General features: G+C 49.6%; 18 protein-coding genes and 1 tRNA gene. 10 read left to right on the plus strand and 9 right to left on the minus strand.

All coding sequences use genetic code 11. The features are described from left to right. Window positions 1-325 precede the first annotated feature (325 nt). Window positions 326-646: a c-type cytochrome gene (locus L3J94_10615; GenBank protein ID MCF6219182.1), complete on the plus strand. Its 321-nt coding sequence runs from the start codon at window positions 326-328 to the stop codon at window positions 644-646. 84 nt (window positions 647-730) lie between these two features. Here L3J94_10615 and L3J94_10620 read toward each other — a convergent pair. Next, window positions 731-806, minus strand: a tRNA-Val gene (locus L3J94_10620). A gap of 284 nt (window positions 807-1,090) precedes the next feature. Here L3J94_10620 and L3J94_10625 point away from each other — a divergent pair. Both L3J94_10625 and L3J94_10630 read left to right on the plus strand, forming a co-directional pair. Beyond that, entirely contained in the window at window positions 1,091-3,190 is a 2,100-nt protein-coding gene (locus L3J94_10625; protein MCF6219183.1) for an EAL domain-containing protein, read from the plus strand. A gap of 127 nt (window positions 3,191-3,317) precedes the next feature. After that, window positions 3,318-3,803, plus strand: coding sequence for a low molecular weight phosphotyrosine protein phosphatase (locus L3J94_10630; GenBank protein MCF6219184.1), 486 nt, complete (start codon window positions 3,318-3,320; stop codon window positions 3,801-3,803). 22 nt (window positions 3,804-3,825) lie between these two features. Here L3J94_10630 and lpdA read toward each other — a convergent pair whose 3' ends face one another. The 5 genes from lpdA to L3J94_10655 form a co-directional block, all read right to left on the minus strand. Next, window positions 3,826-5,259 carry a dihydrolipoyl dehydrogenase gene (lpdA, locus tag L3J94_10635; GenBank protein ID MCF6219185.1) on the minus strand — a complete coding sequence of 478 codons (1,434 nt, stop codon included), beginning with the start codon at window positions 5,257-5,259 and terminating at the stop codon, window positions 3,826-3,828. A 49-nt stretch (window positions 5,260-5,308) separates the two neighbouring features. Then, window positions 5,309-6,520: a 2-oxoglutarate dehydrogenase complex dihydrolipoyllysine-residue succinyltransferase gene (gene odhB / locus L3J94_10640; protein ID MCF6219186.1), complete on the minus strand. Its 1,212-nt coding sequence runs from the start codon at window positions 6,518-6,520 to the stop codon at window positions 5,309-5,311. 3 nt (window positions 6,521-6,523) lie between these two features. Then, on the minus strand, window positions 6,524-9,370 hold the full coding sequence (locus L3J94_10645; protein MCF6219187.1) for a 2-oxoglutarate dehydrogenase E1 component: 2,847 nt from the start codon (window positions 9,368-9,370) through the stop codon (window positions 6,524-6,526). A 149-nt stretch (window positions 9,371-9,519) separates the two neighbouring features. Continuing rightward, window positions 9,520-11,370: a thiamine pyrophosphate-binding protein gene (locus L3J94_10650; GenBank protein ID MCF6219188.1), complete on the minus strand. Its 1,851-nt coding sequence runs from the start codon at window positions 11,368-11,370 to the stop codon at window positions 9,520-9,522. Between the two features lie 136 nt (window positions 11,371-11,506). Beyond that, window positions 11,507-12,040 carry a Smr/MutS family protein gene (locus L3J94_10655; protein ID MCF6219189.1) on the minus strand — a complete coding sequence of 178 codons (534 nt, stop codon included), beginning with the start codon at window positions 12,038-12,040 and terminating at the stop codon, window positions 11,507-11,509. A gap of 191 nt (window positions 12,041-12,231) precedes the next feature. On the opposite strand from L3J94_10655, the gene L3J94_10660 reads away from it, so the two are divergent. From L3J94_10660 to L3J94_10685, 6 genes are all read left to right on the plus strand, one after another. Then, the gene (locus L3J94_10660) at window positions 12,232-12,714 is read left to right on the plus strand and encodes an SEC-C domain-containing protein (GenBank protein ID MCF6219190.1); all 483 of its coding nucleotides are present in this window, start codon (window positions 12,232-12,234) and stop codon (window positions 12,712-12,714) included. Window positions 12,715-12,722: 8 nt separating this feature from the next. Then, on the plus strand, window positions 12,723-13,709 hold the full coding sequence (locus L3J94_10665) for a serine/threonine protein kinase (GenBank protein ID MCF6219191.1): 987 nt from the start codon (window positions 12,723-12,725) through the stop codon (window positions 13,707-13,709). Between the two features lie 114 nt (window positions 13,710-13,823). Further along, entirely contained in the window at window positions 13,824-14,030 is a 207-nt protein-coding gene (locus L3J94_10670; protein ID MCF6219192.1) for a DUF465 domain-containing protein, read from the plus strand. Between the two features lie 107 nt (window positions 14,031-14,137). Next, window positions 14,138-20,635, plus strand: coding sequence for a transporter substrate-binding domain-containing protein (locus L3J94_10675; protein MCF6219193.1), 6,498 nt, complete (start codon window positions 14,138-14,140; stop codon window positions 20,633-20,635). Continuing rightward, window positions 20,628-22,262, plus strand: a complete 1,635-nt coding sequence (locus tag L3J94_10680) for a response regulator (GenBank protein ID MCF6219194.1) — start codon at window positions 20,628-20,630, stop codon at window positions 22,260-22,262. Before L3J94_10675 ends, L3J94_10680 begins: the two co-directional genes overlap by 8 nt. A gap of 31 nt (window positions 22,263-22,293) precedes the next feature. Then, window positions 22,294-23,379 (plus strand): two-component system response regulator, encoded by a 1,086-nt coding sequence (locus tag L3J94_10685; GenBank protein ID MCF6219195.1) that lies wholly within the window; start codon window positions 22,294-22,296, stop codon window positions 23,377-23,379. Window positions 23,380-23,430: 51 nt separating this feature from the next. Here L3J94_10685 and L3J94_10690 read toward each other — a convergent pair whose 3' ends face one another. The 3 genes from L3J94_10690 to L3J94_10700 form a co-directional block, all read right to left on the minus strand. Next, on the minus strand, window positions 23,431-24,222 hold the full coding sequence (locus tag L3J94_10690; GenBank protein MCF6219196.1) for a hypothetical protein: 792 nt from the start codon (window positions 24,220-24,222) through the stop codon (window positions 23,431-23,433). Between the two features lie 43 nt (window positions 24,223-24,265). Beyond that, the gene (locus L3J94_10695; GenBank protein ID MCF6219197.1) at window positions 24,266-24,445 is read right to left on the minus strand and encodes a hypothetical protein; all 180 of its coding nucleotides are present in this window, start codon (window positions 24,443-24,445) and stop codon (window positions 24,266-24,268) included. Window positions 24,446-24,659: 214 nt separating this feature from the next. Next, entirely contained in the window at window positions 24,660-25,118 is a 459-nt protein-coding gene (locus tag L3J94_10700; GenBank protein MCF6219198.1) for a CBS domain-containing protein, read from the minus strand. 409 nt (window positions 25,119-25,527) lie between these two features. Between L3J94_10700 and L3J94_10705 the strand changes: the two genes are divergently transcribed. Beyond that, a complete protein-coding gene (locus L3J94_10705; protein ID MCF6219199.1) occupies window positions 25,528-25,842 on the plus strand; it encodes a c-type cytochrome in 315 nt (104 codons plus the stop codon). Window positions 25,843-25,969: the final 127 nt, after the last annotated feature.

The raw sequence follows: 25,969 nt of genomic DNA on the forward strand, positions 1-25,969 counted from the left end.
GGCGCTTTACGACAGAAGATGCACGAATAAAACTGAAGCAACTTTATCCGTGCATCACTCATGACAAGTGTTAATTGATGATGGCAATTCCGTATTAGGCAATATCACCTTGGAGGAGTACTAGGAGCGAACTGCAAACTCGCCTTGTTCATCACTGATGAGTTTTTCAAGAGGCTCTAGATGCACCCTCTTTTCGTGCCAAAATACCTCGACTTGAGGGTAAATCTAAACACGTTGAGATAGTGACCACACAAGCCGAATTGTTATCTGATAAGTAGCGGTTTATCATGCTCTTTTGATGCAAATAAAAAATGGATAAGCTGAAATGAAATATGGTGTAGTGTTAGGGGGTTTATTAATCATTTTTTCAGCCCAGACAATAGCTTCTGAGGCCACGAGTGCATTGAATTTGGCCAAGCAGAAAGGGTGCCTGGGTTGTCATCATGTTGAGCGGACGGAAGTGGGCCCCTCATGGAAAGAGGTGGCGGAAAAATACGGTGAAGATGAAAATGCAACCTATCAGCTTGCGGGGAGTATTTTATACGGCAGTATGGGCAATTGGGGTGATCGGCCGATGAGGGGGCACGCTAAAAAAATGGATAAAGACGAGGCGTTGAAACTGGCGGAGTTTATTATGAGTTTGTAGTTGGTTGTTATCGGAAAAGTCACAGGGAAGTGTCTGTTGCGTTGAAGATGGCTGGTTATTGCAGGGTCTGTTCGGGTGATAAAGTGGTGGGTGATGACGGGATCGAACCGCCGACATTCGCCTTGTAAGGGCGACGCTCTACCAGCTGAGCTAATCACCCCCGAACTGATGGAGCGAATAATATAGATATGTTTAAGATGCGTCAAACTAAAAATGATAAAAATTAATTTAATTTTTTAACTTCATTATTATCAACAGCTTGTAATGAAATAATAATCACCAATAAAAACAAGGAAATAATAAGGCTCTACGGGGCAGGCGTGGTGAAGATTTGACCGCGCAAGCCGATAGCTAGATGGACGATCAAAAGAAAGTTTATTTGAGCTGGCTGCACTAAATAAAATAGATTTTCTGCCCACATTAAAACCTCAGGTATGAGATTTTATGTCACATAAAAATAGCCAAAAACCGGCTTCCGCTGGATTGATTCTTGTTGTCGATGATGATGAGTTTATTCGCCAGGTGGCCACTCTGCATCTGGAGCACGCGGGCTACCAGGTGATACAGGCTGCGGATGGTGCAGAGGCCATACGCTTGTTTGATGAGAGTGAAGAGGCACCCTCCATGGTGCTTCTTGACATGGTCATGCCAGTGTTAAGTGGTTGTGAAACCTGTCAGGCTTTGCGCCTGCGTGTGAAGGGGTTGCGCCTGCCCGTTCTTATTTTAACCGGTTCGGATGATGAAGAGTCGGTTGAACTTGCTTTTCGTGCCGGAGCAACCGACTTTGTCTCTAAGCCGGTTAATTGGGCCATATTGGTGCAGCGGGTGCGCTACGCACTCCGTAATCGTGACCTTTACCTTGAGCTGGAGAAAAAAGAGCAGCAGTTGAGTCATGCTCAGCGCCTTGCAAAACTGGGCTATGGTCAGATGAATTTGACCACAGGTGTTATTGATTTCTCCCCCGAGATAGCCGAAATGCTGGGAATGGGTGGCGAAAGTACAATTAAAACTGAGGTCTTTTTTAATCTGCTCTCCCCCAGAGATCAAGAGAAAATGCAGCAAGCACTTGATGAGGCGGTGGCCGGCACAGGGCAATATATTTTTGAACACCGCTTGCAGCTGTCAGGAGAGCCGGAAAAGGTGATTTTGCAGCAGGGTGAAGCGCATCAAGTCGATGGTGAATGGTTGATTAGTGGTACTTTGCAGGATATTACCGAGAGGGTTCATGCGGAGGAAATGATCCATTTTCACACCTACTATGATCCCTTGAGTGACTTACCCAATCGCTCTTTTTTTGAGAAGCAGCTGGGTGAGCAGCTGGGCGGTAATGAGCTGCAAGCGGTGTTATTTGTTGGTTTGGATCGATTTAAGGCGGTAAATGATTCACTAGGACACGCCAGTGGTGACCTTTTGCTAAAAGAGATCGCGAAGCGTTTAAGTCCGCTGCAAAAGGAGTCGATGATCGTGGCCCGTTTTGCTGGCGATGTCTTCTCCATTTATCTGCCTAAAGCGGGCAGTGTTGAAGAGGTTGATGAATTAGCGCAAACCTTGCTAGGGCTTGCAGCAATCCCCACCCAAATTGGTGAGCACACCCTGGAGATGAGTGCCAGTGTGGGGGTCGCACTCTATCCGTTGGAAGTGGAGAGTGCTGAACGGCTACTGCTTGGGGCGGATACCGCACTGAATCTGGCTAAACAGCATGGTGGTGCGCAGTATCGTTATTTTTCGTCTGAGCTTGATGGGTTAGCTCAGGAGCGCCTTTTGATGGAACAAGCGCTGCGTGAAGCGGTGAAGCTTGAGCAGTTCGAACTCTATTATCAGCCACAAATAGATGCACGTTCACAGGAGATTGTCGGTGTTGAGGCGTTAATTCGCTGGAATCACCCTGAGCAGGGACTTGTACCACCCTTTAAGTTTATCCCACTCGTTGAAGAGACGGGGATGATTATTCCGATCGGTGAATGGGTGTTGAATAAGGCGTGCCAGCAAGCACGGCATTGGCTGGATATGGGAATTAAAGTCCGGATGGGTGTTAACCTTTCGGTTAAGCAGCTTCAGCTTGATAATTTTGCAGCCATAGTGGCCTCTGCACTTGAGGTGAGTGGCTTGCCACCCGAACAGCTGGATTTGGAGGTGACTGAAAGCATGGCGATCAGTGACCTGAAAAACACCATTTCGGTTCTGCAAGAAATTCGTGAGCTGGGTGTACTCACTTCCATGGATGATTTTGGTACCGGATACTCATCTCTGAGCTATCTACAGCAACTTCCGCTCTGCACTTTAAAGATCGACCGAGCTTTCATTAAAGATATTGATGATGAGGGTAACCATGCTGAAATTGCAAAAACGATTATCGACCTGTCTCGCAATCTTGGCTTACACGTTATTGCCGAAGGGATCGAGACCCGCAGCCAATTCGAGCAGTTATTGATGCACGGCTGCGATGAGATACAGGGGTTCTATTTCAGCAAACCTATTACGGCAACTGAATTTGAATCATTTTATAAGCAAACAGAAGGTCGCCTGTTTCTGCGTGATTTTTAACCTCCCAATATGTAATATTCCCTTTTCCATCCCCCCTCTGAATAAACTGTTAACATGCCATTGCTAAACTCTCTTGTTGGTTTATTTGGCCAGGGATATCCAAAAACACTTCAAAGTGATGAGTTATATGAAAAAAGTAGGTGTTATTTTTGTCTGTATGGGCAACATCTGTCGTTCGCCAACGGCAGAAGGTGTTTTTCGCACGCAGGTGGTTGACCGAGGACTGGCTGATCTGTTTGAAATAGACTCAGCAGGCACCCATGCCTACCATGATGGCGAAGGTCCTGATCCACGAGCGAAAAAACTGGCCAAACAGCGTGGTGTTGAGTTAGGTGATGTTCGCGCTCGAAGGGTCACTGCTGAAGATATTGAGCACTTTGATTATATTCTGGCAATGGATGGCGATAATCACCTCAATTTGATGAAGCTGGCACCTGAAGGGCATGAGCATAAAGTTCGGCGAATCCTGGAGTTTACCTCGTTCTATAGTGAACGTGATGTTCCCGACCCTTATTATGGCGGTCCTCGTGGTTTTGAGCGGGTATATGATCTGATTGAGTCGGCCAGCGAGGGGCTGCTTGATGTGATTGTTACAACGAACCTAAAGACGTAACCACTCAAGCAACCGTGCGGGTTTACGATCTCTGTTTTTTGCGCTTTGGCTGCACCGCGTGTATCGCACGGTCATGCACCGAGAGTGCAGCTTCGTGCAGGGCTTCAGAGAGTGTGGGGTGAGCGAATACAGTGAGTGCAATATCTTCACTGCTGGCTCCCATCTCCATCGCTATTTTTGCTTGTGCCACTGTTTCTGAGGCTTGCGGGCCGATGATATGCACACCTAATATTCGATCAGTTTTAGTGTGGGCGATGATTTTGATAAGCCCTGTGGTTTCACCCAATGCACGGGCCCGACCGTTGGCGGCGAACGGGAAGGTGCCAATAGTGTAATCTGTACCCTCTTGTTTCAGTGCCTGTTCGGTTTTGCCGACCCAGGCGATTTCGGGAGAGGTGTAGATGACGGAAGGGATGCTCTCTAGGTCGATCTGCGCAAACTCTCCATTTATCAACTCGGCGACCATCACTCCCTCTTCAGAGGCTTTGTGCGCTAGCATCGGCCCACGAACGATATCGCCAATGGCGTAGATGCCATCCACCGCTGTACGGCATTTATCATCCACACGAATGAACCCGCGTTGGTCCACTTCAATGCTCACGTCCTCAGCAATCAGATTGCGGGTGTTTGGCTGGCGGCCCACCGCAACAATAATTTTATCGACCTTCTCCTGATGGTTACCTTTTTTGTCATCATATTCAATGACCGCTTTGCCACGTACTACGGCGACATTTTTTATTCTAGCACCCATGCGAATGTCGAGCCCTTGTGCACTAAAGATTTTGAGGGCCTCTTTGGCGATACTTTGATCGGCCATTGGCAGAAAAGTATTGCTGGATTTGAGCATAAACACCTCCGAGCCGAGTCGACGCCAGACGGAGCCGAGTTCGAGCCCGATGACTCCCGTGCCGATAACACAGAGGCGCTTGGGTACTTTGTCGAACGCCAGGGCACCCGTGGAGTCGACGATGGTATCGCCATCATAGGCAACACCGTTGAGTGCACTGGGTGATGAGCCGGTGGCGATGATGATGTTGCTGGCAGCGAAGCGCTCCCCAGCCACTTCAACCTCTTTGTTGGCCAGCAGCTTACCGCGACCATGGATGAATGTGACTTTATTGGCCGCTAGCAGTGCGGCAACGCCAGAGGTTAGTTCATTGACCACCCTGTCTTTACGCGCTAACAAGGTGGTGAGGTCGAGCTTCACTCCCCGGACATTAACGCCATGGAGGGCGAGTTCATGTTGTGCTTTTTCGTACTGCTCGGACGACTCGATCATCGCTTTTGATGGAATACACCCCACATTGAGACAGGTGCCACCCGGCGAGGGTTTGCTCTCGCTGTTAACCCAGTCGTCAATACAGGCTGTTTTGAGCCCCAGCTGTGCACAACGAATGGCGGCGACATAGCCGCCAGGGCCTGCACCGATAATGATGACATCAAATTTTTCATTCATGAGGATTCCATCTGCTTCTTTGTTGGGTGAGTGGGTGCGTACAAAGGTCTCAAATATCCAATAAAATTCTCGCTGGATCCTCCAGTAGCTCTTTAATCGCCACCAAAAACAGTACGGCACCTCGGCCATCGATAATGCGGTGGTCGTAGGAGTGAGCCAGATACATCATGGGGCGAATCACCACCTGGCCATTTTCAGCCATCGGCCGTTCCTGGATTTTGTGCATACCGAGGATGCCACTTTGTGGCGGGTTGATGATCGGGGTCGACATCAGTGAGCCAAATACACCGCCATTGGTCACTGAAAAGGTGCCGCCGGTCATCTCTTCAATGCTGAGTTTTCCGGCTTGAGCACGGGCACCAAAGTCACGGATGGTCGCTTCGATCTCAGCCAGGCTCATCTGGTCGGCATCCCGTAGAATGGGTACGACTAGGCCACGTGGTGAGCCAACGGCAATGCCAATATCAAAGTAGCCGTGGTAAACAATGTCCTCGCCATCGATGGAGGCGTTTACCTCCGGAAAGCGTTTGAGTGCTTCACAGACCGCTTTGACAAAAAAGGACATGAAACCGAGGCGGGTACCGTGCTTCTTCTCAAAGGCCTCTTTGTATTTGGCTCGCAGCTCCATGACGGGCTGCATATTGACCTCATTAAAGGTAGTCAGAATGGCAGCGCTGGATTGTGACTCCAAAAGACGCTCTGCAACACGCTTGCGCAGACGTGTCATGGGTACCCGTTTCTCGGGTCGCTCGCCAGTAAAGGCATCGGCTGTGATAGCCGATGCGACGGGTGCGGCTTTTTGGCTGCCAAACTCCATGTGATTAATCACATCCTCTTTAAGAATGCTACCACCTTTACCGGTTCCCTGGATCTGTTGGGCATTCAGGTGGTTCTCTTCGATCATTTTCCGTGCTGCTGGCGTGATGAAGGCATCGGTTTCACTGTTTGCAGTGGGTACTTCGGCGGGGGTGGGTGAGCGCTCCTCTATAATGGCCGGTGCCGGTTTTGGTGTGGCACCGGCTTTAGCTTCATCGAGGGTGGCGAGTATTTCACCAGAGAGTACGGTGGCACCCTCTTTGATCAGGATCGATTTAATCACTCCGTCTGACGGTGCCGGAACCTCAAAAACCACCTTGTCGGTCTCAACATCCGCTAATATCTCTTCGGCTTCCACAGTATCACCGACCTGTTTATGCCAGGTGACTAGGGTGCCATCGGCGACTGATTCAGGAAAGCTGGGAACCTTGACTTCGATTGTCATTTTTTATCCTTTATCTGTTTTGGGGCCAAGGGCATCTTCGACCAGTTGGCGCTGTTGTTCTTTATGAAGTTTTGGGTAGCCCACCGCTGGTGCAGCGGAGAAGGGGCGACCGGCATATTCTAAGTAAAATTTATCATCGAGCAGGGAGCGAACATGGTGCTGGCTGGTAAACCATGACCCCTGGTTTTTGGGTTCTTCTTGGCACCAGTAGTACTCTGTTGCATGGCTATAGCGCTGCAGCTCTTTTTTCATTAGGGCGGAGGGGAAGGGGTAGAGCTGCTCCATACGGATAATCGCAACATCGGTACGTTGTGCTTCTCGGCGCTGTTGTAACAGGTCGTAGTAGACTTTGCCGCTGCACATCACCAGCCGCTTGACTCCCTTGGGATCAAGCTCATCGATTTCTGGAATAATGGGCTGAAAGGTGCCCTCTGTTAGCTCATCCAGCCGACTGGTGGCCATTTTGTGGCGTAGCAGTGATTTGGGTGAAAAGATGATCAGTGGTTTGCGGCAACTGAGTATCATCTGCCGACGCAACAGGTGAAATATTTGTGCGGGTGTGGTGGGCATCACCACTTGCATATTGTGTTGTGCACAGAGTTGCAGGTAACGCTCGACACGGGCTGAGGAGTGTTCAGGGCCCTGCCCTTCATAGCCGTGGGGCAGTAACATAACCAGGCCACAAAGACGTTTCCACTTCTGCTCGCCGGCACTGATAAATTGATCGATGACCACTTGTGCGTTATTGGCAAAGTCGCCAAATTGTGCCTCCCAAATGGTGAGGGTATTGGGGTCGGTGGTGGCGTATCCGTATTCGAAGGCCAGCACCGCCTCTTCTGAAAGAACCGAGTTGATGACCAGGAATTTACCTTGCTCTTCTTTGATATGACGGAGTGGAATGAAGGCTCGGTTATCCGTCTGGTTGTAGGTGATGACGTGGCGGTGAAAAAAGGTGCCACGGCCACAATCCTGGCCTGAGAGTCGCACGTGATAACCCTCATCTACTAACGTGGCGTAGGCGAGTGTTTCTGCAAAGCCCCAGTCCATTTCGATCTCTTCAGCTGCCATTTTGGCACGGTTTTCATATATTTTTCGTACCGCTGGATGGAGCTTAAAATTTTCCGGCATCTGTTGCTGTTTGTCTGCCAGCTGTTGCAGCTGTTTTTTATCAACACCGGTGTTGGGTAAAAGAGTGCACGCTTGCGCTTTGTATCGATTCCAGTCGGTATGAGGGGAAGGGTGGTCCGGGTTGATCTCCTTGACCACGCAGCGTCCCTGCTCCAGGGTATTTCGATAATCCTTCATCATCTGTTTTACGCGGGGTGCATCGACGATTCCGGCATCAATTAATTGACCGGCATAAATATCGCGGGGTGTTTTTTTCTTTTTAATGCTTTGGTACATGCTGGGCTGAGTGGCCATTGGCTCATCGGCCTCACTGTGGCCATGACGGCGGTAACAGACCAGATCGATGACCACATCTTTCTTGAAGGCCATGCGGTAGGCGAGTGCCAGCTCGGTGACAAACTGTACCGCTTCTGGATTGTCACCATTGACGTGCAGAATGGGCGCATTTACCATTTTTGCGACATCGGTGCAGTACATTGTCGAGCGGGAGTCGCGTTGATTGCTGGTGGTGAAACCAATCTGATTATTGATGACAATGTGTAGCGTTCCCTTGGTGGAGTACCCTCGGGATTGAGACATGTTAAAGGTCTCCATGACGACCCCTTGCCCTGCAAAAGCGGCATCACCATGGATGATGACCGGAATAACCTCAGCACCTTCGCTGTCATTACGACGGTCCTGGCGGGCGCGGGCTGAGCCTTCAACCACCGGCCCGACAATCTCCAGGTGTGATGGGTTAAATGCTAGAGAGGTGTGCACTACGCTGCCGGGGGTGTTGATGTCTGAGGAGAACCCCTGGTGATATTTAACGTCACCGGTGGCGTAACCATCCCAGTCCGCCTGGCCTTCAAACTCCTGAAAAAGATCTTTAGGGTGTTTGCCAAGAATGTTGACCAAAACATTGAGGCGGCCACGGTGGGCCATGGCGATTAATACCTCTTTGGCATCCACCGCACCGGCATGTTGTACCAGCGTATCAAGCATTGGGATCAGGCTGTCGCCACCCTCAAGCGAGAAACGCTTTTGGCCAATGTATTTGCTGTGTAGAAAGCGCTCTAGACCCTCTGCTGCGGTCAGTCTGTCGAGCAGGCGCAGCTGTATTTCAGGCGAATAGTGTGGTTGTCCATGGTGTTGCTCAATGCGTTCACGTAGCCACAGCTCCTCCTCTTTTTCGGCCACATGCAGATATTCTGAGCCGATGGCGTGGGTGTAGGTGCGTTGTAATATCGACAATATTTCTCGTAGCGATGCGCGCCCGATACCCGCTAACATGCCGGTATCAAAGATGTGATCGAGATCCTCATCTGAGAGTTGGTGGTGTGCCAGTGTTAACTCTTGAATATGCGGTTTTTCAGCCTCTTCTGCCAGCGGGTTAAACTGTGCCTGTTTATGTCCATGGGCGCGATAAGCGTTGATGAGCTGTGCGACCTGTACCTGTTTCTCTTGTAGCCGTAAGTCACGGGGGGAGCTGTTGCAGTCTGCGGTCGCGTGGTGGCGGGTTTTTATGTTGCGAAAAGCATCACGAACCGGTGTGTGAGCCACATCAGGCGTTTGGTTTTCAGCCGCTAGCTGGTCAAAATATTTCCGCCAGGGCGCTTCAATGCTGTCAGAATTTTCCAAGTACTGTTCATATAACGCTTCGATATAGAGGGCGTTCGATCCATCCAGAAAGGAGCTTTCCTGCCTGGCACGCATACTTTTATCCGGGGTTGTGTTGCTCATAATATTAAGTCGACTTCAGTTTTTTATTGTTTGTTGAGATCTTTTCGCGATCTATATTTACGGGAACAAAATTCGATTTGTCGTGAAAAATATCCATTGTGTATACCGTTATGTTCCATGTCGGTCATTTATCCAGATTTGTTACCCGTTTATGGTTGCTCTTTTTTGTTAAGCACCTCGATTCGAGAACCCATGGGGGGGACCTCTTCCGGATCAATGTAGATGTCGAGCAGGCAAGGTCTTTGGTTTTTTAGCAGTGTATCGATATTCAGCTGGCTAAAATCTTCCGGTTTCTTGATCGTAATACCCTCCGCGCCGAGTGACCTGGCCAGCATTGCAAAGTCAACCGGTGGCAGCGCGTAACAGAGCTGCTCGGCACCGGCCAGGCGTTGGCCATGTTTGACCATTCCCAATGCCTGGTCATTTAAAACAATGAAGACCATAGGGAGTTTTTCACTCACTGCAACGGTGATCTCCTGCCCACTCATCAAGTAACTGCCATCACCGGTAATGCAGACGGTAATATCATCCCGGTTACCCAACGCAGTACCCACGGCGGCTCCGATTGCCCAGCCCATACTACCAAAGCCAAACCCTACACGCTGGGTATTGATTTCACTGTCCATTAAATAGTGGGTAACCCAGGCCCATGTGTTACCCGCATCGGCGATGTAACGAGTACCTTTGGGGAATTTATCGATCAGCTCCTTCATTACTCGCTGGGGCTTGAGTGGCAGGTCGTCCGAGTTACACTTGTCTATCGTGCGGAAGGTGAGGTTACCGGGTAAATAGTGCGCCTCTTTTGTGGGTTGTGAATCTGAGATGATGGTACGGGCTGGGGCTGTCCCTTTGATGCGAGAGAGGTCGTTGCAGATATTTTTGAAGATATAGCCGATATTCCCAAGCACATGTAAACCGGCCATGGGAGAGCGTGCAAAATCTTCAGGTATCTGAGCTAGGTGAACCAGCTTCTTATTTAATAGAGCCTCATTCCAGCCACAGGTGGAGAGCTCCCCCAGTCGGGTGCCCACGGCAATAACGAGATCAACCTCCTCGTGCGTGATGCAATCCATTGCCGATGCGTGGCCAGCAAAGCCAAAAACACCTCGATAGCGGGGGTTGTAGGCGCTTATCCAGCACTTCCCTGATGGGGTGGTGACAATATCCGCATCAACGATATCGGCAAATTGATTAATGTGGGGCACGGCATTTTTACTGCCACTACCAATAAACAGTACGATGCGCCTGCTTTTAGCAATTACTTTTAGCAGCGTTTGGTATGACCCCTCATCCACGGTTTCCAATTGTCGGAACAGGTGTGCAACGGGGTAGGTTCTTTCACTTGATGCGATGGGCATGTTCAATATATCCATCGGGATACTGAGGTGAACAGGGCCCTGAGGGTGCCGGTGGGCATTGATGAGTGCGTTGTAGAGTTTGCCTTCGAGCTGGGCGGGGTGTGAGACCAGCGAGTTATAGTGGGTGCAGTGCTCAAACATTCCGACGATATCCACCGCATCGCTGGATGACTCTTGCAGGCCCATTTTACCAAAGTCGGGAAGTGCGGTTTGTGGGGTGATAACCAGCATCGGGATTCTGTCGGCATAAGCAGAAGCGACGCCGGTAATCAGATTGGTCGCACCCGGCCCTGTGGTTGCGCAACAGACCCCCAACTTTCCTGTTTCGCGTGTATAACCATCGGCCATAAAAGCGGCACCCGCTTCATGGCGTGCCACAATAGGGCGTATCCCCTTGCTATCGCGGCGCTGGCGTACGGGGATGGCATCATCACTTTTGGTTACTTGCGGGTTGCTGTTTTTACTTCTCAGGTGCCGACCCATTGCGTTGTACAGCGGTTCAATTGCGCCTCCGGGAACACCGAACAGGTAGTCAACATCGAGCTGAATAAGATAGTTAATGATGAGGTCAGCGTAAGTCGTTGTAGCTGTGGGTGCAGCTTTCTCAGAGGTTTTTTCGAGGGTATCTGTTCTCTCAGTCATGCCTATTTTCCCCTTCAATAAATCTGGTATGTCGGGAATGTTTTTTGATGCTTTAATGTAAAATGCAATTATTAACGGGTATTTTAAAGGTTAGATTACCCCTTGATTCTATTGAAAATATTAATGATATTAAGTGTTAATCCAGATTTGGGTTGAGGCTCTCTCTAAGAATGGCATAGGTTGCACCACTGCCGCCATGTTGGATCGCTGCATAGTGATAGCGTGCGATCATTGGCTCTTGTTTGAGGGTGTAGTGGGTGAGCTCTCTCAATACAGGAATATTGCCGTCTGAGTTGACCCCCTTGCCATGAATGATCAATAGGCAGCGGATGTTCATATAGAGCGCCTGTTGGAGAAACTGCTTGAGCGCATCCTCGGCTTGTAGTCGGGTTTTGCCATGCAGGTCCAGCCGCCCCTCGATGGGGATTTCCCCTGTTTGCAGTGAGCGCTGAAGGTTTTTGTTGCTTAATGGGCTGCCATAACAGTCACGCTGATAATCGTAGTGGCTATGTTGTTGTGGGTGTTGTTGGCGATGGTGGGAGCGAATACGGGGTTTAGGGTGGCTGACACGGCTCTGTTTAATCGGTATGACATCTTTCATGTTTTCACGAAAAAGGGCCGACTCCTCTGCGGTGATGGCATGTCTATTTTTCTTTTTTTTGCTGCTCATGAGGGACGGTTGCCAGAGTGATAAAACTGCACAGTAAGGTGGAGTTCGGGGTGTGTCAAGCCCATGCAGAAAAGCGGCAGTACATGGGTGGAGCAACTCAAAGAGGGCTTTCCAAACAAAGCAGAGGAGTAGCGGTTATTTCCCCACCAAGTTGATGTACAATCACAGTACAACTTATTTGGGAGTCTTGGATGATCGGAAATCAATGTGAGTGTGGTTCAGGTAAAGGTTATCTGGCGTGTTGTGGCCAATATCATCAGGATATGGCGGTCGCGCTGACTATCGAGGCGTTGATGCGTTCTCGTTACTGTGCGTATGTTCGTGAATACAATGAGTATTTAAATAAGACTTGGCATGCTTCAACGCGGCCTACTGATGCCATTACCCATAACCCGCAGCTTATTTGGCGTGGTCTTGATGTGATTGATGTGGTTGGCGGGGGTGAGCAGGATAGTCGGGGTGAGGTTGAGTTTGTTGCCCATTACACTATATCGGGCCGCCCTGAGTCGCTGCATGAGCGCTCCCACTTTGTTCGAGAAGCGGGGCAGTGGCTTTATGTGAGAGGTGATGACTTGCCCCCGCTTGTTATTTCGACGAGTGATAAGGTTGCCCGAAATGAGCCTTGTCCCTGTGGTAGTGGTAAGAAATATAAAAAGTGTTGTGGCTCTAATTGACCGCTGATATGGATGATGCGATCCCCTACGCAGGTTTAAGCCCTGATCTGATCTTACAGGCGGTCGAGTCGCTAGGTATTCTTTGTGACGGGCGCTTGTTGGCGCTGAACAGCTATGAGAATCGGGTATATCAAGTGGGTGTTGATGAGTCGATACCACTGATTGCAAAATTTTATCGCCCCGGGCGCTGGAGTGATGCCGCTATTCTGGAAGAGCACACCTTTAGCCAATCGTTGATGATGGCTGAAATACCGGTAGTGGCACCGCAGCTCATGGCGGGTACAACACTGCATGACTATTCGGGGTATCGCTTTGCGCTTTTTCCTCGCCAAGGTGGTCGTTGGCCCGAGCTGGATAACCTTGATAACTTGGCGTGGCTGGGGCGTTTTATGGGGCGCATCCATCGTCAGGCAGGGGCGGGGCGCTTTGAGCATCGGCCATCACTCACCGTTGAGAGTTTTGGTGAGGCATCACGCAACTATTTGATGGGTCGTGACGACCTTATCCCCTCTTACCTGATGCCTAACTATCGATCGGTGACAGAGACACTGCTGGCCCATATCTATGCGTGTTTTGAACGGTTGGGGCCACTACGCCAGATACGACTGCATGGTGATTGTCACCCTGGCAACATCTTGTGGACGGAGAGTGGTCCGCATTTTGTGGATTTTGATGATTGTCGCATGGGACCGGCGATACAGGATTTGTGGATGCTGCTCTCCGGTGAACGTCATGAACAAGAGTTGCAGCTGGCGGCGCTGATCGATGGTTATAATGAATTTGCTGATTTTGACCCGGTTGAGCTGAACTTAATTGAGCCGTTACGAGCGCTGCGTATGATCCACTATGCAGCCTGGCTGGCGCGGCGCTGGGTCGATCCGGCCTTTAAACAGAATTTCCCTTGGTTTGAAGGTGCACGCTACTGGGAAGAGCACATCCAGGCGCTGCGTGAACAGATTGCGCTTATGGCTGAGCCACCACTGCGCTTGTTATAGCGCGCCCTTTGCTCGAATGAAGCGCGAATATTTTAGGGCGTTTAGCCTGAATAAAGTGTTTATATTGTGCTATCTTTCAGGGGTGATCGCCCGTTGATAAGGAAACCCCGTCCGATGCATGAAAATGAGTTGGTTAATCTAAAGCAGTGGTTGGAGGTGTTGCGCCTTGAACACCGAGACCTTGATGGTGTGATTGACAACATGGCCTACGAGCGAAGCCAGAACCAGCTGCTGTTACGTCGAATGAAAAAACGTAAACTCGTCATTAAAGATCAAATATCTCAGTTAGAGAGCCGCCTTATCCCCGACCTTGATGCATAGTTCGCACGGTTGAATACAAAACGATCACTGCGGCGGCTCTTCCCGTGTAAAGCAATTCCAACGTAGAGAGCACTTCAGGCATTGTATATTTTATAGGGATATAATATTTGAATAATCCACTCTACCGGTACCGTTTAAGCCTCGTCTACTTGATACTCCTCATGTTGTCCGTTGTGCCACTAAAAGCGGCTCAATCGACGGACAGTATCACTGCTCCTTTAGTTATTTCGATAGATAGTAACTATTACCCGCTAACATTTGTAAATGAGCAGGGCGAAGCCGCTGGTCTGCTGGTAGATGTTTGGCATCTATGGGCAGAAAAAACCGGGCACCAGGTAACCTTTCGTGCCTCGACCTGGGAGGGTACCTTGCAAGCTCTGCGTTCGGGTGATGCAGATATTCACTCGGGCCTGTTTAAAAGCGCAGAGCGCGCCACCTGGATCGACTTCTCGTTGCCATTTTATGGTATCAAATCAGCCCTTTTTTACGCCTCTGGTGATGTTGAATATCGTGGCTTGGCCGACCTTAAAGGTGAGCCGGTGGGTGCGGTAAAGGGTGCGTTTCAGGCAAATTATTTGCGAGAGCAGGGTGTATCTAACGTTGTTCTGTTTGATACAAGGCGTGAGATGATTGGCGCGCTGCGTGAGGGGCGCATACAGGCCTTTCTTTCGGAGGTGCCCACTACACAGGCTAAGTTGGATCAACTTTCCCGAGCTGGCGGCATCTCAAGCAGCGATGAAGCGCTCTTTAGCAAGCGTGTTTATGCAGGGGTATTAAAAGGCAATTCGGCGCTGCTTGAGTGGGTGAATGCAGGGCTTTCTGCCATCTCCGGTGAAGAGTTTTCAACACTGGAACGGCGCTGGATCGCTTACCCGGGTTTTCGTTACTTTAAGTCAGCAGAAAAGAGTCTTCTACCGAGTTTGACCCAGAATGAACGCCGCTGGTTAGCAGATCATCCGGTTATTCGCATGGGGGGGGAGCCGGATTGGCCCCCTTTCGATTTTATTGAAAATGGTCAGCACCAAGGGGTTGCAGCGGACTACCTCACTCTGTTGAGCGAACGCCTAGGCGTTGAGTTTGAAATGGTGGCGAATAACCCCTGGGCGGTTACGCTCTCGATGCTGGAAAACAGAGAGATTGATGCGATAGGAGCGATTTGGAAAACCCCAGAGCGAGAGGCGTTTGCACTCTTCACTCCAGCCTATGAACAGCTTTCAGTGGTGCTTTTTACCCGCGCCGACAATATGCAGGTTAAAAGTATTGAGGATTTATATGGTTCCACTGTGGCGGTGGTGCGCGACTTCGCAACTCAAAAATCACTGGCTGCGGATTATCCCGAAATAGAGCAGCTGGAGGTTGATAGTACGCTGGCGGCATTAAAAGCGGTGTCCCAGGGGCAGGCGGATGCTTATATCGGTACCTTGGCTGTTGCGGCATACTTATTGGAAAAACATTTTATTACCAATATCAAGGTGGCTGGCAACACCCCTTTTGAAGTTAGCGGGGTGAGCATGGGCGTGCGCAAGGATTGGCCGATATTGGCTTCAATTCTTGAGAAAGGGCTGGCGAGTATTAGTACAGCGGAGCGGATCGAAATACGCCGTCGCTGGGTCTCCGTGGCACTGCTCGAGCAAATACCACAGCCAACAGTTGAATTAACAGCGGCTGAGGCTGCGTGGTTGGCAGCGCATCCGGTGGTGCGTATCGGAATTGATGCAAACTGGCCACCCATGGAGTTTTTGAGTGATGAAGGAGTCCCTCAAGGGTTGAGTGCCGATTACCTTGCGCTGTTGGCTCAACGCTTGGGAGTTGAGTTTGAAATGGTGGTGTACAGTGATTGGCCCGCCGCTCTGGATATGCTCAAAAATAGAGAGCTGGATGCACTCAGTGGTGTGGTGAAAACCTCTGATCGGGAGCAGTATGCTGAGTTTACTGAGCCTTATAATGAGCTATCAACGGTTATTTTTACCCGCCAGCAACACCCGCCGGTCAGCGGGATTTTAGATTTTAGCAACCGCACCCTCGCCACCGAAAAAGGCTACTCTAGTCACGAACTGTTGCAGCGGGATTATCCGGATATCGCTTTGCGGGTAGTTGATTCAACACTGCAAGCACTCGAAGCCGTATCACAAGGGCGCGCCGATGCCTACATTGGTACCTTAGCCGTGGGCGGTTACCTGCTTGAAAAGCACTTTATTACCAACCTAAAAGTAGCGGCGACCTCCCCCTTTGAGATGGAGGCATTAAGCATCGGTGTGCGAAATGACTGGCCCGAGTTGGTCTCTATTCTGAATAAAGGGCTGGCGACGATTACCACCGCTGAACATATTGATATTCGCCACCGTTGGGTTTCGGTCGATGGGGCGTTCCCTGATCTGTTATCTAAAAATATTAGCCTGACTCAGCGTGAGCGTGAGTGGCTGGCAAAGCACCCACAGATACGCCTAGGTATTGACCCTGCTTGGCAACCTATTGAATTCTTCTCTGAACAAGGGGAGTACCAGGGTATTTCGTCTGAGTATATGGCGTATTTGAGTGAAATTCTGGCTATCAAGATGACTCCCTTGAACGACCTTAGCTGGGAGGAGGTGCTAGAGCAGGTTAAGCGTGGCGAGGTGGATATTTTACCGGCTGTGGCTAAAACTGAAGAAAAAGAGAGATACCTAAATTTTACCGAACCCTATATTAGCTTTCCACTGGTTATTTTCAGTCGCAACGATGCCGCTTATATTAACAGTTTGGATGACCTGAAAGGTCAGCAGGTCATAGTCGAAAAAGGCTACCTGGCCCATGATATTTTGCAGCGTGATTATCCGGCGCTCTCCTTGATCTTGGTATCAACGGCTCAAGAGGCACTGCAACGGCTTGCACAGGGTGAGGGGGATGTCTATGTCGGTAACTTGGTGCAGGCCAGTTATGTTATTGCAGAGGGGGGGTATACCAACCTGAAGGTGGCGGCTCCCACCGGCTATGCTTACGATTTGAGTATCGGTGTGCGTAAAGATTGGCCAGAGTTGATTCCGCTATTGCAGCGAGGCTTGGATACCCTCTCTGCGGAACAGAAAACGGCCATTCAGAAAAAGTGGCTGGCGATTCGTTATGATTTAGGTGTTGATTACCGCCTGGTCTGGCAGGTTGTTTCTGTTGCTGTAATCCTCCTAGTGCTGGTTCTGTTTTGGAACTATTCGGTGCAGCGGCAGAAAAATCGTTTACGGCGTAGTGAAGAGCGCTTTAAATTGGCGATGGCAGCGGCATCTGACGGTATCTGGGACTGGAATATTGTCAGCGGTGAAACCTACTATAGCCCAGCTTATATGCAGATGTTGGGTTATTCGCCGGGTGAGTTGCCATCACAAAATGATACTTGGCAGATGTTGCTGCACCCCGATGATAAAAGCAAGGCGGTGGCGGTGGTGGATGCCGCCATCACCAGTGAGACTTCGCGTTATGAACATGAGTTCCGGCTGCGGGCTAAGGATGGCAGCTACCGCGATATATTGTCCAAGGGGAGCGTGGTTAGTCGGGATGAGCAGGGTAAGGCTTTGCGGGCGGTGGGCACACAGGCAGATATTACCGAAAAGAAGCAGGCACGAGAGCGGTTGCGTAAGCTTTCACTAGCGGTAGAGCAGAGCCCCTCAATGGTTATGATTACAGATCGGCATGGGGTGATTGAGTATGTTAACCCCCAGTTTACTGAAGTGACGGGCTTCACTTCGCAAGAGGCCGTGGGTGCATCGCCATCGCTGTTGAAATCGGGCCTGACCTCTCAAAAAGTATATAAAAAAATGTGGCAGACCATCACCGCAGGTCGCAACTGGTACGGTGATCTGCAAAACCGCAAAAAGAGCGGGGAGGTTTACTGGGAGCGTGAAACAATTTCACCGTTGCGGGGTGATGATGGCGTTATCAAATACTATGTGGCGCTGAAGGAAGATATTACCCAGCGCAAAGCGGTGGAAGAAGATCTACAGGTGTTTCGGCGCTTTGCAGAAACTTCGGGCCAGGGGTTTGGTATCACCACGCTGGGTGGTGAGATTACCTATGTCAATCACACCCTGTGCCAGATGATGAAAGAGCGCTCGGTTGATTCAGTTTGTGGTCAAGACTTTTCCCGTTACTACTCCAAAGAAACCAGTGCCTATTTTCAGCAAGAGGTCATGCCACTTCTTAAAGAGAACAACCAGTGGACCGGTGAGGTGCCTCTACTAACAGCGACCGGCGAGGAAATTCCTACATTGGAAAATCTGTTCGTGATTCGTGATGAACAGGGTAAAGCGCGTTTTTTTGGTAATGTGATTACCGACATTACACTGCAAAAAAGCACCGAACAGGCACTGCACAATGCTAAGGAGCAGGCTGAACAGGCAAGTCGCTTTAAGAGCGAATTTTTGGCCAACATGAGCCATGAAATTCGTAGCCCACTGAATGCAGTGACCGGTATGACCTATCTGCTGCAAAAAACGCCGCTTACCACACGTCAGCAAGACTACCTTGATATTATCCTCTCCTCATCCAACGCTCTCCTAGGTGTTATTAATGATATTCTCGATTTCTCTAAAATCGAGGCGGGACGCCTGGATATAGAGCAGACCCGGTTTTTTCTCGAAGATGTCTTTAAAAACCTCTCAAGTCTTGAGTCACTGCGTGCCTCACAAAAAGATCTGGAAATTATCTTCTCAGTCGATAGCGCGATCCCGCAAGCGCTGATCGGAGATCCACTGCGTCTAGGGCAGGTTTTGATCAACCTGACCAGTAATGCTATCAAGTTTACCGAGCAGGGAGAGATTGTGGTTTCGGTTTCAATGGTAGAGCAGCAAGGTGATCGGATCAGGCTATGTTTTTCTGTTCAGGATAGTGGTATTGGCATCGAACAGGATAAAGCCGCTCAGCTGTTTGAGCCGTTCACGCAGGCGGATGGTTCGACTACACGCCAATACGGTGGTACTGGGCTAGGGTTGGCCATTTGTAAGCAGCTGGTTGAACTGATGAAGGGCTCCATCCATGTAGAGAGTGAAATAGGGCGGGGTAGCCGCTTCTATTTTGAGGCGGAGTTTGCCTCTGCTGATGAGGAAAATAATCAACCATTTTTACTGCCCGCCGCTCTGAGCGGTATGCGAGTTTTGGTGGTAGATGATAACGCCGTTGCAAGAGAGGCGCTGCAATCGATGTTGGAGTCATTTTCATTTAATGTTTCGGCTGTCTCTTCTGGCACAGCCGCGCTTGCAACTTTGGAGCAAGCCAGTGAGGGGTCTGATGGCCACTTTGATCTGGTGCTAATGGATTGGAAAATGCCGGGAATGGATGGTGTAGAGGCGAGCCGCTTGATTCAACAAAGTGATTGGCTACCGAAGTTGCCGATGGTCATTATGGTAACCGCCTATAGTCGGGAAGAGGTGATGAGAGAGGCGCATAAAGTGGGTATTGACGGCTTTCTGGTTAAGCCGGTTAATCCTTCTACACTCTTTAATGCCATTGCCGAAGCGGTTGCCCCGGCCCAGGATGAGGGCGTGGTGTCAGTTCCGGTAGCCGTTTCAACGCCTAATCTGAGCGGTACTCGCGTGCTGGTGGTGGAGGATAACGCTATCAATCAGCGTATCGCCCGTGAGATTTTGCAGGGGGTGGGGGTTGAGGTCGAGATAGCGGCTAATGGCGCGCTGGCGGTACAGGCGATCCGAAACGGTTCATTTGATTGGGTATTAATGGATGTGCAGATGCCTGAAATGGATGGTTATCAGGCGACCCGTATGATCCGCAAAGATAAGCAGTTTGATCACTTGCCCATTATAGCGATGACCGCTCATGCCATGGCGGGGGATCGTGAAAAATGTCTGGAGGCGGGAATGGATGATCACTTGACCAAACCCATCAATCCGGAGCATCTGTTTGCCATGCTGCATCACTGGATGAATGGCATTGAGTCTGGTGATGAGAGTAAAGTGGTGCCAGACAATAGTACCTCTAAACAAGTCGATGGCCAGCTGCCGGATACTATTACGGGGGTTGATCTGTCAAAGGGGCTGGCACGGATTGGTGGGAATCAAACACTGTTTCTCTCTCTGTTGCAGGAGTTTGTTGCCGACCACCAAGGTGATGATCGGGTGCTTGAAAACGCACTGGCTTGCGGTGATATGCTGACGGCACGTCGACTGACTCATACGTTACGCAGTGTGGCGGGTAGTATCGGGGCCGCGTCGCTAGAGAGGTGTGCGGCAGCGTTGGAAAAAGTACTCTCCAGCGATCAACATCGTGCGGCGGCGCATACCGCCTTTTTGAAAGAATTTAACCAAGTGATGAGCAGCCTTATTGAAGTGCTTGGCAAGGTTTCTAGTGATGATGTGGCGACTTCTAAGGTGCAGCAGGATACGGTGGTGGACTGGGACGAGGTACAAGCGCTCGCTGCTTTGCTGTTGGAAGGCAGCGCCAGCGCAAAGCCCTGTTTCCATCAACACAAACGTACGCTTGCTCAGTTTTCTCAACGCGGAGAGCTTCTCTTGCTTGAGGAGCAAATTTCTGATTATGATTATGCTGAGGCGTATAATACGTTGCGTCTCATTGTCGTTAGGCATGGCGGCCCACTTATTTTCAAGGATCCAGCGGATGAATGAAGTTAGACGAGTTTTAATTGTAGATGATGAGCGCTTCCACTTGAATGTGATGGCGGACCTACTCGGTGAAGAGCACAATATTCTGGTGGCAAAAGATGGCTCGCGTGCTTTGGAAATCGCCGCTACCAAGCCAGTGCCCGACCTCATTTTATTGGATGTTTTGATGCCGGAGATGGATGGTTATGAAGTGTGCAAACGGTTAAAAAGAGATCCGCGAACGCGGCATATTCCAGTGATATTTCTGACCGTTAAATCGGATGTAGATGATGAGAAATATGGGTTTGATCTGGGTGCAGTGGACTATATCACCAAGCCTTATAGTGTGCCGATTGTCAAAGCACGTGTCGCGACCCACCTAGCGCTTAGCCGTGCCCTGTGTGAGCTGGCGCAGCAAAATGAACTGCTGGAAAAGCGCGTTAGAGAGCGCACTCAGGAGATCGTGCAGGCTCATGAGATGCAAGAGAAGTTACAGCGCTGCTTGCAACGTGCTCACAAAATGGAGTCGATCGGGTTGCTCGCAGGTGGCATAGCCCATGACTTTAATAATATTCTAACTTCTGTGGAGGGGTTCAGTAATATCGCACTGTATGACATTCAAATGGGTGAATATGAGAGTGCGGCACAAAATATAGAAGATATCGTACTGGCCAGTAGCCGCGCCGCCGGACTTGTTCAGCAACTGCTTGCATTTAGCCGCGGCGTTCCCAGCAAGCCGCAGGTTTTCCCCCCGGTTGATATTATTTCTGAAGCGATTACATTGCTGCGCCCGGTACTTCCGGCAATGGTACATTTTGATGTGTCACTGGATGAAACGGTACCTGACATCCTGTTTGACAAGGTGCAGATGCATCAAGTGGTGATGAACCTCTGTATCAATGCGCGGGATGCCATGAATAGCCGGGGTCACCTGGCTATCTCCTTGACCTACCAACGCGGTGTTAAGGGCGAGTGCAGCGCCTGTCACCACTCATTTGCAGGCGACTTTGTGGTGTTAGAGGTCTCGGACGATGGTTCCGGTATGGGTGAAGAGCAGGTTAAGAGCATTTTTGATCCCTTTTTCTCGACCAAGGCAGAGGGAAAAGGAACCGGCATGGGGCTATCGGTAGTGAATGATATTGTTCACAAACACCAAGGCCACCTTCAATTGGATACTGAGCTGGGTAAAGGCTCTACCTTTAAGCTGTTATTCCCCACGGCGCAAGCGGCGGTCAGTCACTCTGAACCGGCACTCTCACATCACTTGCAAGTGGATAATAATATTTTACTGGTCAGTGATGATGTCAGTGTCTCCATGTTGTGGAAAGAGCTGCTGGATGTGAGTGGTTACCAGGTAACCATTCGCAACTCTGGACAGGAGGCGCTCGACCTGCTTCTCGCCTCTAACGCCTCGTTTGACCTTGTGATTGCGGACCAAAGTATGCAGGGGATGGGTGGGCAAGCACTTGCCGAAGCGATTGTTGCTGAAAACTTACAAATGCCAGTTATCGTCTGTGAGGATAATGGCGGTGTTGAGGTGGTGGATGATCACTCAAAAGCGATCTCAACTATTTTACGCAAACCGGTACAGAGTGACACGCTGATGCATGAAATTGTTTCGTTAATACCCGCTGCAAAGGTCTCACAATAGACGTTTTGTTGATAAAGGGGTGGATTGATTGATGAACAACCCTGCCAGAATTCTGGTTGTTGATGATGAGCGCTTTCACTTGAATGTGATTGTCGGGCTACTCAGTAGTGACTACAACGTGCTTATTGCCAAAAGTGGCGAGCGAGCGCTCGAAATTGCTGCATCCAAGCCTGCACCTGACCTGATTCTACTGGATATATTTATGCCTGAAATGGATGGCTATGAGGTGTGTCGACGCCTTAAAAGCAACCACAAAACCCGTCATATACCGATAATTTACCTCACAGCTAAGAGTGATGCCGAGGCAGAGGCTTATGGCTTCTCATTGGGCGCAGTCGATTATCTTTCAAAACCCATCAGCCCGCCGATTGTTAAAGCAAGAGTGAAAAACCACCTGGCATATAGCCAGGCACTCTGGTCGCTAGAGCAGCAAAACGAACAACTGGAGTATAAAATTCAGGAGCGAGTGCTGGAGATAGCCCGCACTCAGGATGTGGCCATCCATTGCCTGGCTTCACTGGCTGAAACACGGGACAACGAAACGGGTAATCATGTTCGCAGGACTCAGCACTACATCAAGCTACTGGCCGAGCACCTGCAAAATCATCCGCGTTTTTGTGATCAGCTGGATGCCGACATCATTAAATTACTGTTTAAATCAGCACCTCTGCACGATATCGGTAAAGTGGGTGTGCCTGACCGGATTCTTCTTAAACCCGGAGCATTGAACCCGGAGGAGTGGGTAGAGATGAAGAAACATGCCGCTCACGCCTATGATGCCATCTGCCGGGCAGAGCAGGCGTTGGGCAGCAGCTCTTTTCTTCACTCGGCGAGGGAGATCGCCTATACCCATCATGAAAAATGGGATGGCAGTGGTTATCCTCGTGGTTTAAAGGGGGATGAAATTCCACTTTCAGGTCGTTTGATGTCCCTTGCCGATGTCTACGATGCGCTGATCAGCAAGCGGATCTATAAACCGGCTTTTTCCCATGAAAAGGCGAAAAAAATCATTCTCGAAGGCAGAGAGGTCTATTTTGATCCTGACATTGTAGATGCCTTTATTGAGATAGAGGATCAATTTATCGCCATTGCCAAGCAGTTTGAAGATGGTGTTTAGAACTCAGTATGGGTATTTCAGGATTTTCGTAAAGATCACTCACCCCGTAGCTTATGGCCAGTTGTAGAACCCCTGGACAGTGGCGATTAGCTGGAGCTGTTTGTTTAGTTCACCCAGCGGGGCGATTGGCCACAGCCACTCTTGGTTTGCACTCCCCAGAGAGAGTCCGAGCAATCTGCTCTCTTGTGCCACTGATTGCCCCGCTTTATCACGGTAATTGTGATGCGTATCACAAATCAGGCAGCACGCTCCCTCATCTCGTGATAGTAGCAAAAGGTGGTCTTCCATAATGGCGTGTTGCCACTGTTGAAGTTGTGGGTCATCCTCATGCCATCCGTGGCGATATTGTAGGAAATGGCTGGGTGTGTGGGGGAGTTGGGTTAATAAATTGCAGCTGATGATCAAGTTGCTCGATTGTCCCGCATCGGGCAGGGATGCCCTCGGCGTGGGTAGTTTGTCACCCCTTTTGTAGTCGACAAGCGCGGCTGCTAACCCTGTGATATCGTGCACCAATGGGGTGACATTGCCTAATTTATGGCAACGCTTTCGAATGGCTCGTGGTTGAACCATATCAATCAAAATAACCTCATTAAATCGTATGCTGAGCTGTTCCAGAGGCACCTCTAGTAACAACCCGGAGCCAATGATGGTGACTTTGCTGTATTGATTACACTCTAGGACAGACTTCAGGATGAACTGCCGGCAGTTCTCAAGGTGTTGTTGCCAGTGGTCTTGAACACGTCGATGCCGTGCTTGAAGCCCCAGCATTCCGGTAAGGTAGCCAAGTTGGCGATGTGCGCGAGGACAGGGTGTGGTGAGGTAGTGATAGAGTTCGATTAACATAAAAGCAGCATAACCCAACCCGGCGTTATGCTGTTATTGATTTTTAAGGTGACGACTCTGGACAGTGAGTCGGTTGGTTTTCCAGTGTTGGCACCGTATAGCTGGCTTGTTTTAACAGCTCCTCTGCATCATGGTCACGTATTTCAACCAGTAGGTTGTGCATATCTTCAGGGTAGTCATTCAGCAACCCCACCAGACCTCCAAAATTGACTGAACTGTCCATATTTTATCTCCTCTTGAGATGCGACGCGGCACCCTCGCTGCTGTAGCTTTTGTCACTATTTGTACACATGCTCGTTCAATTGAGAATAGCCTGTTTAGAGGATAATGCAATGTGATTAGGGTGGTGTATGCAGAATTAATAGAGCGGCTCATGAAAATAAAAAACCCCGCAGCGCGGGGTTTTTGAGCGGCTTAAGAGGAGTGCCAGTGCGGCTTTATTTCTCTTCTTCAGGCCAGTTTTGGATGTAATTCTTCAGCAGATTATTTTCTAGCTTTGTCTGTGCCAGTAGTGTTTCGACAATATCACTCATGGAGATAACACCGATAAATTCGTTCTCTTCCAGTACCGGTAAATGACGAATGCGTGACCCTGTGGCATTATTTAGCATCATGTCCATCGCATCATTTATGCTGTCATCAATATCACAGGTGATCAGATTCTTGGCCATTACATCGGCCACCTTGGTGTTGGCAATTTTGTCACCATGTTGTCCGACGGTACGCATTACATCACGCTCTGAAACAATGCTTATTATTTTCCCATTTTGATAGACAACAAGTGACCCAATGTGGTGCTTTACCATTAATTCAGCTGCTCGGATCAAGGGCTCTTCCGGGCTTACAGAAACGGACTCACCGGATTTATTCTGGAACAGGTGGCTTACTTTCATCATGAAGTTATTCTCTCGATTTTATATTTTGCTGTCTGCCAGCTTCTAGCCAATTAATGTACTATATGTTGCTTTATCGGCAAGTGGTAGAAAAATTTAGCGGAATGGGTCAGCTTTCTGTCATGCTTTTTGGTTATTAGCTTTGTGGTTTTTCTTATCACTTACTTGTGGCAAGTTGATCGGGGTTAAGTGAGAATAGTCAAAATGGATGGCTATTGGCAATATTTTAATCAGTTCGGGTATTTTATTGATTCGTGCGAAAATAGTGCAGGATGTTGGTTTTATAGGTAAATTTATGAAAAACCTCCGCATCCGTGATGACGGGTGATGGAGGGAATATCTCCTGTGGAATCAATAGACAAGTGAAATTTTTCATGACTTATAAGTTATCCGGGCTAGCTGGGGATGTGATATGCGGGACTATTTTAATTTATGGGGTGTGTTGATTTTGGTGATGTTGTTGAGTGCCGCTCAACTCCATGCCTCTGAGTCAGGAAGAGCAACTTATAATGAATACTGTTTTATCTGCCATGGTACGGGAATGTCAGATATCCCGCAGTTTGGTGATGCTGAGCACTGGGCGTTACGTACCAGTAAGGGAATGGAGGCGCTATATAACGCGGCACTTTATGGGGTAAATGCAATGCCTCCGATGGGCTTGTGTGATAGTTGCACTGAAGAGCAGGTGAAGGCCGCAGTGGATTATATGGTGGGCAGTAGCCACTAGCCTAGGAGGCTGTCGGACTTAGGTGATCGTAGCGAGGGAAAGCCATTTTGAGTCCATTTTTTTGATCGTTTGAGGCGAATATTGGGCATATTCAACGAAAATGATCGGATAAATGGGCCGAGATGAC

Source organism: Gammaproteobacteria bacterium (assembly GCA_021647245.1).
Lineage (GTDB): Bacteria > Pseudomonadota > Gammaproteobacteria > RBG-16-57-12 > RBG-16-57-12 > JAFLJP01.